13 protein-coding genes are annotated in these 15,506 nt (G+C 50.2%); 8 read left to right on the plus strand and 5 right to left on the minus strand.

All coding sequences use genetic code 11. From position 1 onward, the window contains the following. Positions 1-5 precede the first annotated feature (5 nt). Together METBU_RS0106510 and dxs are read left to right on the plus strand one after the other, a co-directional pair. Complete coding sequence (locus tag METBU_RS0106510; protein ID WP_017839845.1) at positions 6-1,646, plus strand: copper resistance D family protein; 1,641 nt, start codon at positions 6-8, stop codon at positions 1,644-1,646. Positions 1,647-1,700: 54 nt separating this feature from the next. After that, entirely contained in the window at positions 1,701-3,563 is a 1,863-nt protein-coding gene (dxs, locus tag METBU_RS0106515) for a 1-deoxy-D-xylulose-5-phosphate synthase (RefSeq protein WP_017839846.1), read from the plus strand. 784 nt (positions 3,564-4,347) lie between these two features. Here dxs and METBU_RS0106520 read toward each other — a convergent pair. After that, complete coding sequence (locus tag METBU_RS0106520) at positions 4,348-4,773, minus strand: UPF0158 family protein (RefSeq protein ID WP_017839847.1); 426 nt, start codon at positions 4,771-4,773, stop codon at positions 4,348-4,350. 122 nt (positions 4,774-4,895) lie between these two features. Further along, positions 4,896-5,174, minus strand: a complete 279-nt coding sequence (locus METBU_RS0106525) for a hypothetical protein (protein WP_017839848.1) — start codon at positions 5,172-5,174, stop codon at positions 4,896-4,898. Between the two features lie 53 nt (positions 5,175-5,227). Between METBU_RS0106525 and soxY the strand changes: the two genes are divergently transcribed. From soxY to METBU_RS23475, 5 genes are all read left to right on the plus strand, one after another. Continuing rightward, positions 5,228-5,677: a thiosulfate oxidation carrier protein SoxY gene (gene soxY, locus METBU_RS0106530; protein ID WP_017839849.1), complete on the plus strand. Its 450-nt coding sequence runs from the start codon at positions 5,228-5,230 to the stop codon at positions 5,675-5,677. 1 nt (position 5,678) lies between these two features. Next, entirely contained in the window at positions 5,679-5,999 is a 321-nt protein-coding gene (gene soxZ, locus METBU_RS0106535) for a thiosulfate oxidation carrier complex protein SoxZ (protein ID WP_017839850.1), read from the plus strand. Next, positions 5,996-6,832: a sulfur oxidation c-type cytochrome SoxA gene (soxA, locus tag METBU_RS0106540; protein WP_017839851.1), complete on the plus strand. Its 837-nt coding sequence runs from the start codon at positions 5,996-5,998 to the stop codon at positions 6,830-6,832. Before soxZ ends, soxA begins: the two co-directional genes overlap by 4 nt. After that, the gene (gene moeA / locus METBU_RS0106545; RefSeq protein WP_017839852.1) at positions 6,829-8,088 is read left to right on the plus strand and encodes a molybdopterin molybdotransferase MoeA; all 1,260 of its coding nucleotides are present in this window, start codon (positions 6,829-6,831) and stop codon (positions 8,086-8,088) included. Before soxA ends, moeA begins: the two co-directional genes overlap by 4 nt. 163 nt (positions 8,089-8,251) lie before the next feature. Beyond that, on the plus strand, positions 8,252-9,580 hold the full coding sequence (locus METBU_RS23475; RefSeq protein WP_017839853.1) for a hypothetical protein: 1,329 nt from the start codon (positions 8,252-8,254) through the stop codon (positions 9,578-9,580). Positions 9,581-9,849: 269 nt separating this feature from the next. Here the strand turns inward: METBU_RS23475 and hpnR are convergent, their stop codons facing one another. Next, positions 9,850-11,409, minus strand: a complete 1,560-nt coding sequence (gene hpnR / locus METBU_RS0106555) for a hopanoid C-3 methylase HpnR (RefSeq protein ID WP_017839854.1) — start codon at positions 11,407-11,409, stop codon at positions 9,850-9,852. 409 nt (positions 11,410-11,818) lie between these two features. Between hpnR and METBU_RS0106560 the strand changes: the two genes are divergently transcribed. Then, on the plus strand, positions 11,819-13,072 hold the full coding sequence (locus METBU_RS0106560; protein ID WP_017839855.1) for a hypothetical protein: 1,254 nt from the start codon (positions 11,819-11,821) through the stop codon (positions 13,070-13,072). A 245-nt stretch (positions 13,073-13,317) separates the two neighbouring features. Here METBU_RS0106560 and erg read toward each other — a convergent pair whose 3' ends face one another. Further along, complete coding sequence (erg, locus tag METBU_RS0106565) at positions 13,318-14,601, minus strand: delta(14)-sterol reductase (protein ID WP_017839856.1); 1,284 nt, start codon at positions 14,599-14,601, stop codon at positions 13,318-13,320. A 19-nt stretch (positions 14,602-14,620) separates the two neighbouring features. Continuing rightward, a complete protein-coding gene (locus METBU_RS0106570; RefSeq protein ID WP_083877653.1) occupies positions 14,621-15,259 on the minus strand; it encodes an ERG2 family protein in 639 nt (212 codons plus the stop codon). Positions 15,260-15,506 lie beyond the last annotated feature (247 nt).

Consider the following 15,506-nt stretch of genomic DNA (forward strand, 5'->3'; position numbering starts at 1 on the left):
TTGCAATGGGTGGATTAGCTGATTTTTTGGACTCTCTGGTCGGCGGTGTCGACCGCGTCTTCTTTAGCGCGGTGATCGGCGGATTGGTATGGGGCTTGTTTATATTGAAACCCTGGAATACCAACGAGCGTTATTCCGACCCACAACTCAATTCGACCGTTTCACTGATCTATTACGGCGCGCTCGGTCTTGCCTTATCTCAAGCCCTATCGCTGATATTGAAGGTATGGTTGATAAGCGCCACCTTAGGCGTATGGCCCTTTCCGGCATTCGCCGAAACCATTCAGTTTAAAGCCGGCATGGCCCGTTTGCTGTTGGCTGGAGGCTTGGCATTCTATATCGGCCATAAACTAACCACTCAACCTGCCTCGAAAGACAGGTGGTTAATTGCCGGCGCAATCGCCACCTTGGTATTGATTGCCGGTGCCTGGCTAGCGCACGGCGCGGGCCGCTACGAGGCGCGTATTCAATTGATGACGCTAACCGTGATGCATCAAATCGGCGCCGCCATTTGGGTCGGGGGCATATTTCAGCTGCTTAACATCTGGCGATTAACTCGGCGCAAGGCCATAGCCATCGATATTTGGCCGGCGTTTCTAAAAAAATTCACCTCCCTCGGAATCGCCGCGCTTGCCATATTATTGCTGACCGGGCTGCCGATGACCTTCGAATACATCGATAGTTGGAACGGTTTTTTCGGCACAGGCTATGGCAATTTATTACTGGTCAAGTTATTCATGCTAGGCATTGCCTTGTTTTTAGCCTATTTGAATAACCGTGGGACCCGGGAATATTTTGCGCAACATCGGGAGAGCAATCTCTACCGAGAAATACCCTATTACATCCAGGCTGAAACCTTTATCTTGATCAGTATATTGTTTACCGCCGTCAGCCTGGCCACCCAACCGCCATCGGTTGATATTCCGGAAACCACCGCGACCTGGCAGGAAACTCTCGCCACTTTCAAACCGCGAATGCCAATGCTGACTTCGCCGTCTCATGAGGAACTGATGGCGGGCGAAGAGGGAAGAACCGCGATTGTCGGTCAAGTCCCGTCGCGCGCGATGGCCGATTGGTCCGATCATAATCACAATGTCGCCGGCGTCTTCGTCGCAACCATTGCGTTACTGTCGATCTATGCCAATCTACGTCCGCCACCGCCGCATCGCGGTCCCTTATGGCCGCTCGGCTTCGCGGTTCTCGGCATGTTCCTGTTCATTCGTAGCGATCCTGAAGTCTGGCCGCTCGGACCGGTCGGCTTTTGGGAAAGCACATTGAATAGCGGCGAGATTCTGCAACACCGTATCGCGACTTTCTTGGCCTTCATCATGGGCGTACTGGAATATAAAGCGCGGCATCCTAATAACGTGCATAAACAGCTAGTGTATATGTTTCCGATATTGGGAGCTTTTGGCGGATTGATGTTGCTGACGCATTCGCATGTCGGCTTTCAAGCCAAAACAGCCTTCTTGATTCAAGCCGGACACACCCTAATGGGAGTTTTTTCAATCATCGTCGCCAGTGCACGCTGGCTCGAAATACAACTGCACGATCCGAAACAAAAACAAATCGCAGGCCTAATCTCGGCGTTCGCGATGTTACAAGTCGGCATGATCTTGATGTTCTATCAAGAGCCGCTTTATTAAGCCTTTTGGCCCGCTTCGTTTGATGGTTAATGAAGCATCCATTGAGAAAATACTATGAACCTAGCTAACGAGTATCCATTACTGAGCCTGATCGATAAACCGGCGGATTTACGAAAACTGACCAAAGCCAATCTGATTCCGCTTGCCAAAGAACTTCGCGAGTTTCTGACCCACACGGTCAGTATTTCCGGCGGGCATTTTTCGGCAGGACTCGGTACCGTGGAGTTGACCGTGGCACTGCATTACGTATTCGATACGCCGCGCGATCAATTGGTTTGGGATGTCGGCCATCAGGCTTATCCGCATAAGATCCTGACCGGACGCAAGGAGCGCATGACGACGATTCGCACGCGCGACGGCATTTGCGCGTTTCCGAATCGTTCCGAGAGCGAATACGATGCCTTCGGCGTCGGCCATTCGAGCACGTCGATCAGCGCGGCCTTAGGCATGGCGATCGCATCCGGTTTGCGCGGCGAGGACAAGCATTGCGTCGCGATTATCGGCGATGGCAGCATCACCGGCGGCATGGCCTTCGAAGCGATGAATCATGCCGGTGCGATCGACGCGAATTTGTTGGTGATCTTGAACGATAACGATATGTCGATTTCGCCGAATGTCGGCGCGTTGAATAATTATCTGACTAAGATTCTGTCGAGTAAGATTTATTCTTCGGTACGCGAAGAAAGCAAGAAGGCTCTCAGCAGCATGCCGAGCGTCTGGGAGCTGGCGCGCAAGACCGAGGAGCACATGAAAGGCATGATCGTGCCGGGCACCTTGTTCGAGGAAATGGGTTTCAATTATATCGGTCCGATCGACGGCCACGATCTGGACATGCTGGTGTCGACGCTGGAGAATCTGAAACACATTTCCGGCCCGCGTTTCTTGCATATCGTCACCAAGAAAGGCAAGGGCTATGCGCCGGCCGAGAAAGACCCGCTCGCCTATCACGGCGTACCGGCCTTCGACCCGAGCCGCGATTGCCTGCCGAAATCGGCCCCTTCTCCGCACCCGACGTATACGCAGGTATTCGGAGAATGGCTCTGCGACATGGCCGAGCAGGACGAGCGCTTATTGGGCATTACCCCGGCGATGCGCGAAGGCTCGGGCCTGGTCGCGTTTTCCGAACGCTTTCCGAAGCGCTATTTCGATGTCGCTATCGCCGAGCAGCATGCCGTAACCTTAGCGGCGGGCCTGGCCTGCGAGGGCGGCAAACCGGTCGTCGCGATCTATTCAACCTTCTTACAACGCGGCTACGATCAATTGATACACGATGTGGTCTTGCAGGACCTGGACGTATTGTTTGCGCTCGACCGCGCAGGNTTAGTCGGCCCGGACGGCCCGACCCATGCAGGCAGTTTCGATTACACCTACATGCGCTGCCTGCCGAACATGCTGATCATGGCGCCTGCCGATGAAAACGAATGCCGGCAGATGCTCTATACCGGTTACATGCATAAGGGNCCAGCCTCGGTACGCTATCCGCGCGGCAAAGGCCCGGGCGTGCCGGTCGATTGCACCATGACCGCGCTACCGATCGGCAAGGCCGAATTGCGCCATCAAGGCGGTCGCATCGCGATTCTGGCGTTCGGCAGCCTGGTGGCTCCGTCGGTCGAGGCCGGCAAGCAACTCGGCGCGACCGTAGTCAACATGCGTTTCGTCAAGCCGATCGATGAAGCATTGATTCTGGAACTGGCCAAGAGTCACGAAGTCATCGTCACGGTCGAGGAAAACGTCGTCGCCGGCGGCGCCGGCAGCGCAGTCAACGAATTTCTGCAGGCGCAAAGAATCGTGATGCCGGTGCTCAACATCGGCCTGCCCGACGCCTTCATCGAACAAGGCACGCGCGAGGAATTGCTGAGTCTGTGCGGCTTGGACTCACAAGGGATTCTGCAAGGCATCGAGCAGTTTTGCGGATAATGCCGCAGTATCATGCCGGGGTTCGTGCCCATACGCATCAAGCTAAGGATGTCGCTAAAACTAACTTCCTGGCTTGCTCATGTTTCTTATAGGAACAAGTTCTCATTCGCCTAGGGCGATTAAAATCGCCCTTGTATTGAATTTAGGTCGCTTCGAGGACTTCGATATAAGCCGTGGGTGTCGAGCGTCAGTGACTTCGAAAGTCGCGACGAAGGCGTCGCTCCCACAGAGGGTGACTAATGCACTGTGGGAGCGATCCCCAGATCGCGATTTCGAGGCCGAGAATGTCAAGTTACAATAAATGGCTTCGAGGTCACATTGTCTAAGATTGCAAAAGGGTAATACATGACTTATGTATAGCGATGAGTACGGAAATTGGGAAAGCGTACGGGTTGACCGTTTTAGCTTGATGCGCATGGGTTAGTGCCTCACCCCAGCCTATACTCCACTGTTTTGACAGTGTAGGTCGGGATGAAGCAACGCGGAATCCCAGAATAGAAAGCTCACGTTTTGGGTGAATCCATATCCTATGATTCGCAGAATAGTCTATTGAATTGACTTCCTATTTTTCATGATCTTCATGGTGAAATGCTATTTCTAGGTTATACCCATCGCACTTCAAATTTCGGCATTGACGGATGGAGGCACCGAGGTGTTCGGCAAAGGCTTTGACAGCAGGGATGCTGTCACAGAGCCTACATGGACCTATTCACGGCGTCCTTTAACGGACACCCCGGCGCCGAAATTTGACCAGCAAAGGGTATAAAGAAAACGATACGCCCGATCACCCCATCAGTTTTATATCATTATCCTCGCACCACTCGCGAATAGCCGCTTCGGCAGACTCATTCTCGAATCGGTACCAATCGTCCAGGAGATTTTTGCTTTCCGCCCAATTCTTGAATCGCGAATAGGCTCCGCGCTTTCTGAACATATCCCGGACTTTTTCGCTTTCGGCTGGACAAAACTCAGCAACAAACGAACGAACCAATGAGTTGCCGAGATCAAGATCGTGCTTATGCGGCAAGCCGATATAGCGATCGGGGTCGTCCAGATCCTCGGGTAAATCCTCCGCATCATCAAAATCAAAATCACCTGGGCGGATATGAATTTTACCGGTTTCGCGCGACAAAAATGCTTCGCTATCCAGGCTGGGATCTGCGCTGATAAATTCAATCGCCTCGATGATTTCAACAATTTTGACAGTCATTGCTTGCTCCGTTTCAGTATTGTGGTCGCATATCAAATTTCGGTTTTCCGGGCGCTCACCCGACGCCCTGTCAGACACTCATCATTATCCATGACGAGCCGGGCGCCCCAACCTGCACAAACTCAAAGCGCGCCCTGCCGCGATTCTTCGACGAGCGACTTCAGTCCTTGTAAAGCATCTTCGTCGCTGACCGCCGCAGACATTCGATGGTGCAGTTTTTCGGCATAACGCGCCGATGCCAGACCCGATTTAACCAAGCCGTATTCATGAACGAAAGCGTCGATTTCATACCAGTCCGCGTCGCTCATGACCGACTTTTCATTGCTTACGGCCGTGCGCGCCCAGCCATCGATATCGCCGCCGTATTTTTTATATAATTCGACCATTTCCAGAGTAATCATATTTTGCCTTTATCGGATAGAATAGCCCTATTCGACTTTATTTTAACGAAATCATGTCCAATTCTCGAAGAACATTTTTGATACAATCGGTGATCGCCTGTAGCGGTGTAATCGCACCTCGGCTTGCGTTCGCGGATTGGGCCGAGGACCACTTCGCTCCCGGCAAGCTCGATCGAACGCTGGATCGATTGTACGCCGACGCGACCATCGTCGAATCGGATGCGATCGCGCTCAAATTGCCGCTAATCGCAGAAGACGGCGCTGTCGTACCCATCACGGTATCGAGCACGCTGGGCAATGTCGAAAGCATCGCGATTCTGGTCGAAAAGAACCCGGTGCCTCTGGCCGCTATTTTCAATATCGCGCCGGAAACCGAGCCGTTCGTCTCGGCTCATCTAAAAATGGCCGAAACCTGCGATGTGATCGCGGTCGTCAAATCGGGCGAAACGCTTTACAGCGCGCGCCAACAAGTCAAAGTTACGATCGGCGGATGCGGTGGCTAAGATGGCAAACACGAAAATTCGCATCAAGCGCAAAGACGACACGACCGAACTCAAAATCCTGATCGCACACCCGATGGAACACGGCCGCAACCGGGACCCCGAAACGCAGGAATTGATTCCAGCGCATTTCATCAAAACGTTGACCGTTCGCCATAACGACAAAACGGTAATCACCGCCCGGATGGCCGGCAGCATCTCAAAGAATCCATATTTCGCTTTTGTGTTGAACGACATCGAAATAGGCGACCTGATTCGAGTCGATTGGACCGATAACCGGGGACTCACCGGCAGCGCCGAGCAAATCTTGACCGATCCGTCATGACCAAAACCGTACTGTTTGCCGGCGCCCTGCTCATCTGCGGTTTTGCCGATTCGACACATGCAAGTCCTGAACAGGACCGAAGCGCCTTCGTCGAACATTATCGAAAGCTTTTTCCGACGTTGTCGCTTCAAGATTACGCCGACGGCGTTTACGCGATCGATCCGAATGCGCGCGAATCCTGGCGAGCGATCGAGGAGTTTCCGCCTTACGAATGGGCGATCGAAGAAGGCAAAACCCTATTCAACACCCCTTTCGGCAACGGCGCACATTATGCCGATTGCCTGCCGGAACGAGGAGTCGGAATCGCGCAGCTTTATCCGGTTTGGAACGGTGAAAGCGGCGAAGTCGTCACGCTTGCGAAAGCCCTGAACGACTGCCGGCAACGAAACGATGAAGCCCCTCTTCCTTATCAGAAAGGCGAAATCGCCTCACTGCTCGCCTATCTGGCCTACACCAGCCGAGGAAAAACCATCGCGATCGAAATCCCCGCTTCCGACCCGCGCGCATTGGCCGCTTATGAAGCCGGCAAGGACTATTATTACCGGCGGCAAGGTCAATTGAATTTCGCCTGCGCGACCTGTCATGTGCAAAACGCCGGCAAACTGCTGCGTTCCGAATTGTTGAGCCCGTCGTTGGGCCATACCAGCCATTGGCCGGTGTATCGTCTCAAATGGGGCGAAACCGGCACATTGCACCGGCGTTTTTCAGAATGCCTCAAACAAATTAGAGCAGAATCTCCCGGCGCGCAGAGCGAAGAATTTCGTAATCTCGAATACTTTTTAAGCACAATGAGCAACGGCATTCCGATTAACGGCCCGAGTATCCGCAAATGATTCACACCCAACCGAGTTGCACCGACATTTTCGAATCGGGGCTGATGCCTTGCGAAGAGGCGCTGTCCCGTATTTTAAACAATCTACCTGCAATCGAAGGCTACCAAAGGTTACCGATCGAAAAAGCGCGCGGTCGAGTCTTGCATGAAACCGTCGTATCGGCGTCGAATGTTCCGCCGCACACCAATTCGGCGGTCGACGGTTACGCGCTGCACAGTTCCGATCTTCCTGATCAAGGCATCGCTCGTCTAGCCGTTAAAGGCATTGCCTTGGCCGGAGAACCCTTTCGCGGCAGCATCGAAAAAGGAACTTGTCTGCGCATCATGACCGGCGCCGCGATGCCGGAAGCGCTCGATACCGTGATCATGCAAGAGCATGCCGAAATTAAGGACGGTTTCATCACAATAGACTCCCGGCATAAGGCCGGCCAAAACGTTCGCCGCGCCGGGGAGGACATCAAACAAGGCGAAACCGTATTGGCTTCCGGTAAACTGCTGACTCCGCCCGATATCGGCTTGCTTGCTTCCCTGGGCATTTGCGAAATCAACGTCAAACGCAAATTGACCGTCGCGATCGCATCGACCGGCAACGAAATCGTCGCGCCGCATCAAATTCCGACCGAAGCAGGCATTTTCGACAGTAACCGCTACAGCTTGTTCGCGGCATTGGACAGATCCGACATCGAGATCATCGATCTCGGCATCATCGAAGACGATGCCGAAGTGCTTTTGCAGCGCTTTAATGAGGCGGGCCGCCATGCCGACGTGATTATTTCGACCGGCGGCGTCTCGGTCGGCGAAGCCGATTTTACGAAGACGGCTTTGAAAAATTCCGGACAAGTCGATTTTTGGAAAGTCGCGATCAAACCGGGCCGGCCGCTTGCATTCGGGCGCATAGACAATGCCGCCTTCTTCGGGCTGCCGGGGAATCCGGTTGCCGTGCTGGTGACTTTTTATTTTTTTGTGCTGCCGGCTTTGGAAAAAATGCTCGGCATCGTCGACAAGCCGATAGCCCCGACCTTAACGGCAAGAACGACCGAAAATTTACGCAAAAAACCGGGCCGAACCGAAATCCAACGCGGTATTGTCAGCCGCGACGAAAACGGCGACTGGATCGTCAAGACGACCGGCAAACAAGGCTCGGGCATTTTGATGTCGATGAGCAAAGCCAATGCGTTTATTATTTTGAATCATCAAGATACATCAAAATCCGCCGGCGATTGGGTTACCGTAATGCCCTTTTGCGGCATGTTTTAACCCCTCTCAATAAATTATTAGATATTTAATGTCAATTCTGTTAGATTTGCATTTGACTTTCATCTGAACGCATGCTATGTCACAGGATCTCATGACAACTCAGCTTTTCTGTTGTCACGGCAAATGGACACAACCAAAAATTATTACAATAAAGGGGGTAGCTATGATTACCGACGAAATCATGATCACCATGGCCGCTACACTGTCGACCACATTGGTTATTATGCTTCTGGCTATAAGAAACACCGTACATAAAAAACGACTCAGAAGAAGCCTTGATTGGCTCGAAACCGCCAAACATTCGAAATACGATACCGCTCATTTTCAAGCACTAAAAAACGATATCGACCCTACTTACATCTATAGCGGCAATTCAAGTACATCAACTTTTAAGTTATCGCTGAAAATTTCCTTCGGCATTGCCGTGTTATTGGGATTTTCTTGGTGGACTTTTCAGTTATTCACGAAAGGCGTATTAATCTGGGCTGCGGTTTCAGGTTTATTTGCCGTCATCGGCTTGATATTGCCTTTTCTGATATGGCGAGAGGTTAAACAACGGGAAGAAATCAAAAGCCGGGCAGGACGGACACTCAAGCAAATTGAAAAAAACCTCAAGCAATCTCACTCTGAAATATCGGAACAAAGCCGAAAACCCGCCGCATCCACGGTATCAATAATTGAAAGTGCTCCGGTTACAGACACTACAATACGGGTTGAACAAAAGATTCCGATTCCCGAAGATTCGGTCTTGAGACGTCATGTGTTGACGCAACTACGCACCGAAGTCGAAGAGTCGTTATTTCCGCGCCCGGCCGATTGCGTATTGCTGCGACACTATGAACAATTGGGCGAATCCGAAGTGAAAAATCGCTTACTTAATCCGGAAGCCTTACAACATTTCAAATTTATCGATGGCATCGAAATACCCGACGCTGCCGCGTCTACTTCGATTATCGACGTAAAGGAAAAATCAAGTCCAATCGAACTCGCAATCGTCGGCACGCCAAGCAAATCCGACTCTAAGCACGAAGTCCCCGAGGATAGCGTATTGAGAAGAGACTGGTTGACACAACTACGTAGCGAAATCGAAGCGTCGCTGTTTCCGCGTCCGACCGATTGCGTATTGCTGCGACACTATGAACAATTGGTCGAATCCGAATTGGAAAACCGCCTAGTCAACCCGGAAGATTTATCTCTGTTTAAATTCATCGAAGGCCGGGAATCGGCGCTTGATTCTTCCGCGCCCTCGAAACCCAAACGCATTGATACGCTAATTAATAAGCCTGCTTCCAAAGCAAAAAACGAACCTGAACAAATCACAATCCCTGAGGATTCCGTTTTACAACGTCATTTTATAAGCCAATTACGAAGCGAAATCGAAACCGAAGTCTATCCGCGTCCGACAGAGGCAACTCTGCAACGCCATTACGATCAACTCATCGAAGCGGAATTAGCTTCGCATTTGAAATGGAACACAAATTGGATCCGGTAGCTCCATTATTATTCCTTTCAAAACATTAGGCCGGTAGAGACAGTCGACTCGTCTCTACCGGTATATACCATCGCAGATCAAAATGCGGCACCAGGGTGCCCGTCAAAGGACGCCGTAAATACGTCCATGGCTCTATGCCAGCTCCATGCTGGCAAAGCCTTTGCCGAACACCCCGGCGCCTCCTTGAGTGCAGTCGAAATTTGATGTGCGCAAGGTATATCTGTCAAACCGATAAAGCAAACAATTTCCATATTATGAAACGAGTCTCGTTAAGACTCGCTCAAGGCGCCCCGGCTTTCATCGACGAATTTTTCGGTATCGTCATCCAACTGCCGACTCGTCCGCCCTAACGGCTCGTGAACATACAGCGACTTAGATAACGCCTTGGCGCTGGAAAATTTAGCGTCTTTAACCGGCGGCTTCATTTGATATTTAACCGGCATTTGATGGTCGGCCAATTGCAATGCCGGATTGAATACTTTATCGAATTTAAACAGATTCTTCGCAAAGTTCGTTTGACCGCGCATTAAATTGCCGACCAAAACCTTCGTCACATCGCGCATAGCCGCCCACCCCATGTGCTTAGTAAACATCACACGCTGAGTTTCGACCAATTCCGCGTAAAACTCCTCTATCGGTAAACGCGTCGGCAACACCGCATGTTGAATATCGAACAATCGATAATCGCGGGTCGTCAAATTACGCGACTCGGTCAGCCAACTTTCGGTTCCCGGATAAGGCGTATTGACGCTGATATTAACGATTTCAGGAACTTCTTTACACCATTCCCTGACCACACGGAAACGCTCGTGGTCCCAGTCGGTATCGGCAATGATGTTGATCGCGACATTGATACCCAGAGTCCGCGCAAACTCTAAAGCCTCGAAATTACGACTCAAATCAATACGTTTACGATATTTTTCGAGCCCGTCCTGATCGATCGACTCGATACCCAAGAACATGTAGCTCATCCCAAGCTCCTTCCAGAACTTGAAGACGTCTTTGTTACGCAGCAAAACATCACCGCGCGTTTCCAGATAATATTCTTTCTTAATGCCTTTCCGAGCCAAGGCCTCGCCGATTTCGAAGCCCATTTTTTCTTGAATAAATGCGACATCGTCGACAATGAAAATACCGGGCTCGCGAATTTTTTCCATTTCTTCGACAACTTTATCGGGACTCATCACGCGATAACTTCGTCCATAGAATGTCCAAGCACTGCAGAACGAACAGTCCCACGGGCAACCTCGGGAAAATTCGATCGACGCACAAGGATCGAGCGTACCGAGAAAATATTTATTACGATGTCGGACTAAGTCGCGAGCCGGCGCAAGATTGTCAAGATCAGGGATAAACGTCGGCTGTCCGCCCTCGCCTTTCATCGTCACCACACCGGGCACGTCATGAACGTTTTCTCTATCTTCTTTAATAGCTTGTAATAACAAAGGAAGACCCGACTCGCCCTCCCCTTTGAGAATAGCATCAAGACTGCCTTCGCCGTGTTCCAATAATTCTTCGGCGGTAAACGACGCACTATGCCCGCCGATAAAGACAAAACTCTTCGGCAAACGAGCTTTCACGGCTTTGACGAGATCGATGACCTCGGGAACATTGGCCAAATAATTCAACGAGAAACCAACGATATCGGGTTGCCAATCGTCCATTAACCGAAATAAATCTTGATGAGACTCTACTTGCAAGTCGATCAACCGTGTATCGTAACCTTGCCGCCGGGCCGTTTCGGCAACTTGTTCCAACCCAAGCGGTTCAAGGCGTAAAAACACCTTGGTATACATCAGCGGGCTAGGATGAACAGCAAGAAATTTCATGTTTTCGACTCCTTATCAGACCATTGTATTCGTAATAATTTGTACAAAACTTCCAAAAATAGTATCGACTCACTATAAAAAAACTTACTATAACGGTCAAATTTATTTAGGATTTCGTGAGAAATAACTTTTTTGGAGCCATGAGTTTTGTAGCGCATCAAGCTAAAAACGACCAACCCGCATCACGCTCTTTCCCAAGCTCCAGCTCTCATCGCTATATACCTTTCGCACTTCAAATTTAGGGATGGGCCTTTGACGGACGCCCCTGCGCCGATTTTTGATAAACGAAGGGTATAATAATTTGCCCCGCGCCTAACTTCTTGACACTTAATAATGGCGTTGACAGCCCCGACGCCGAAATACGGCTAGCAAAGGGTATCTTTTAAATTGGCGAATTCAAAACTTTTTAATGAAATTAATTATAAAACTATTGTTCTCATCGCTTTTGGTTTTTCTGGTCCTGACTATCACCTTACTGGTGCTAGTCGTGGAAGACAAACCCAAGCTAAGAGCAAGACCTGATATCACCCCCGAGCAAATAGCTAGAGGAAAACAAATTTTTGTAGAAAACGACCCGCGACGCCTAGCAACCGGCACGATAGCAAGAGCCAGCATTGAACAGAGAGACCTGGACCTAGCCGTCAATTATTTCGTCAATCAATATTTCGGCGGCGTTGCCGGTTTAACAATCAAACAAGATCGAGCCATCATTGAAAGCACTCTAAAACTACCTTCAAACCCACTGGGCAATTATTTAAACTTAACAATCGAACTCAAGCAAACACATAGTCTTCCTGAAATCGACCATCTATCGTTGGGCAAATTAAGAATACCCGGACTTATAGCAAATAATTTAAGCAAAAGTATCTACAGCCTTATGCTGCCGGATGCCGATTGGAAGGCGCTTCAAGCCATGATCAGAAAGGTCAGATTCATCAACAAACGAATGATCGTGACTTATAAATGGCATGAAAATTTACCGACCAAACTCAGCGGCGCTCTTTTACCCGAACAAGAACAGCATCGAATTGAAGTTTATCAGCAACGTTTGGTAATGCTAACACGCCCCTCCAAAAAGCACTTGAGTTTAACCGAGCTCACGCAACCCTTATTTCAATTGGCAAACGAACGCAGTCGCCGAAGCGACCCGATTGGTGAAAACCGTGCCGTCATTCTGGTGCTAACGTTATACGCCAACCGTTTAACGCTTAATAAAATCATTCCTTCACTAAAAAGCCAATATCGTCCGATTTGGCGAACCGTGACTCTCAATCAACGCAACGATTTAAGCAAACATTATTTAGTATCGGCTACGCTTGCAGCCTATGCCGGCACGCCATTGGCCGACGCCATAGGATTATATAAAGAACTGGAAGATTCGAGAGGCGGCAGCGGCTTTTCATTCATCGATATGACCGCCAATCGGGCCGGCACGCTCATGGGCGAGCTCGCCGTGCAAAATCAATCGCAAGCCAGAAAAATTCAAGATTTTATGAGCACGGCCCAAGAGCGCGACATCATCCCGAAAACAGCCGACTTACCCGAATATCTTGCAGAACAGGAATTTAATCGACTCTACGGCGGTTTAGAAGGCCCCGCCTATCAGAAAATGATGCAAAAAATAGAGCATCGAATCGCCCAATTACCGATTAACAAACAATAAACAGAGCTCCGATTTCTATTCGCCGTCCCAATAGCATTAAATTAAGCCGTTCGTGGTGAGTCTGTCGAACCATGGATGGCTTAATTTATCGACTCGGACGCCTCCATTCCCCTTCGACAAGACTCTCCTGAGCGCAGCCGAAGGGCCCAAGACGAACGGAAAAGTCCTTTTTACTTAATGGCATTGCGTTCTCCGTCACCCGCGCACCGAATTTTGATCTACGATGGGTATGTATCGCGAAATCCTTAGTAAATTTTTGGCACGATACGCCAAGGCACCTTTTTCCGGTATTGCAACCAATCTTCGCCGTACTTCGCCAAGCACATCGCATCATCGCGCTTTTCTCTATGCAGAAGCAAAATGGTGAAATATACGATATGGAAATAAGGTATGGGGCTACCGAAAGCAGCGGGCAAACACCACGAGAGTGCAATCATTAAATCGCCGAAGTAATTCATGTGACGAGCAATGCCCCACCAACCGGAAGTCAGTAATAATGAACCTTGCTTGGTTTTGATATATTTTGCCGGCTTCCCCCACACGATCCGGTTTGGATCGCGCCGAAAATGATGCTTTTGGATATTGGCGCCCCGAAAAATTGTATAACCGGCCAAATTCAAAGCCACAATAGCAATAATGCCCCATACGGGCAGGTCATGGGTATGATGGACCAAATACTGAGCCTGTAAGGTATAGGTAAAAGGCAGCCACACCAAGTCGCCCCAACAAAGCATCCAGCCAAACTTCTCATGCTTGATATCCCAAGTCGTCAGGACGGCTTCTTCATGAATAAAGTAATCGATCAAATAAAAACTTTGAAACCCCACCACCAGTAACATCGGGACAGTCACCGTGCCGTGCAATTCATACTGTTTGGCCGCCATCGAAAGATTCATCAGTAACCAAAAAATCATGCCGGGGCGGGCTTCGCAAAACAGCTTGAGATCAAGAGATCCAATCCGTGGGTTAAGCGCCGTTCCCATGAAATAATCATAAAAAGGACGTCCGGTCGGCCGCTCCCATTGCTTCCCGTTTAAGCCCCAAAAATAGAGAAAACCCGCAAAAACAAAGGTAAAAATATTCACTACAGTAAGCAATGGGCCGAGTTGGTCATACAAAATGGTAGCGTCCAACCACCCCATCGTTACCAAACCGAACACCACGGCCAGGGTAAAAAGGAAAGAAAATATTCCATTCATCCGATAATCGAGCCGACTGCCGTCAGGCAATTTCATGCCTTGAACGGTCGGACCAGGCGCCCAAACCTGCAACGCGGCCTGACCTAAAAACCAAGCCGCGTAAAGGCCTGCGGCTTGCCAGGTCGGCGGCGAAACATGAGACCAAAACCGCCGCCAAGCCTCCGCGTCGCTAGTGAAGATCAGCTCGCCTTGGTAATAAGTGACGCAAATCCACAAATAATAGACCAGTGGCGGCAACGCTATCATGAGCACAAGCCAGGAAAAGCCGAAACCGTATTTCTGACGAACCGCATCCGCGGCCGCATTGTCTCTCGATTCTTGTTCACTCATTATCCGCTCCTTTTCAGCATTAGAACTTCTGATTGACTATCAGCTCCCGTAGCGCCATTTTGCCGTATAACCAAACTGTCTCGGCCAAGGTCGTCCCATCGACGGCACTGAATACCACATCGCCTAAAATAAGCGGAAAAGCGGATGGTATGAATCCTCGACCATATTCCAACATCCAAGCCGATTCAGGGATTTTAAACCCATTGACGCTACCACGTTCCAGAACGGTATGATCGCCCGGCCCTGCCACTTCGCGTACTCCACAACGGTCTTTCCGATAAGTCCAAACCTCACCGGCCATAAAAAAATCATGAATCTCCATACGGTAGCGACCGGAAAAGCCTTCCGTACCCACCGGCGTTCCGAAGATGATCAGATATTCAGTGAAAGATGCATGGAGTATCGTCATCACACCGGTCGCGCCCGCCGTCAAGCTGAATAGCCATCGGCGATTTGGATTGGAATCGACGTGATTGGGATAGGCCCGGGAGGTTTCTTCCACTATCACGCTCACCATTTCGTCGTGGGGCTTTCCGATTCCTTGCAGAGCAATCTCATGAAGACGATCGATATCGAATATATAACTCACTGACTTCCTCCTTTGTCGAGCACGGCGGATGTTAAGGAATATACACGAACTATACCCTTTGCTAGTCAAATTTCGGCGTCGGGGTGCCCGTCAAAGGACGCCGTGAATACGTCCATGTAGGCTCTATGCCAGCTCCATGCTGGCAAAGCCTTTGTCGGACACCCAGGCGCCTCCTCAGGCACTGCCGAAATTTGAAGTGCGAAAGGTATATAACGGGAATAACTTTCCGAAACAGTAACGTTGATGGGGCCTGGTAATCACCACGGCAAATGAAAGTACGAGTCGATAAGTTAAGCCGTCCATGGTTCGACAGACT

The organism is Methylotuvimicrobium buryatense 5G, from assembly GCF_000341735.1.
GTDB classification, from domain to species: domain Bacteria; phylum Pseudomonadota; class Gammaproteobacteria; order Methylococcales; family Methylomonadaceae; genus Methylotuvimicrobium; species Methylotuvimicrobium buryatense.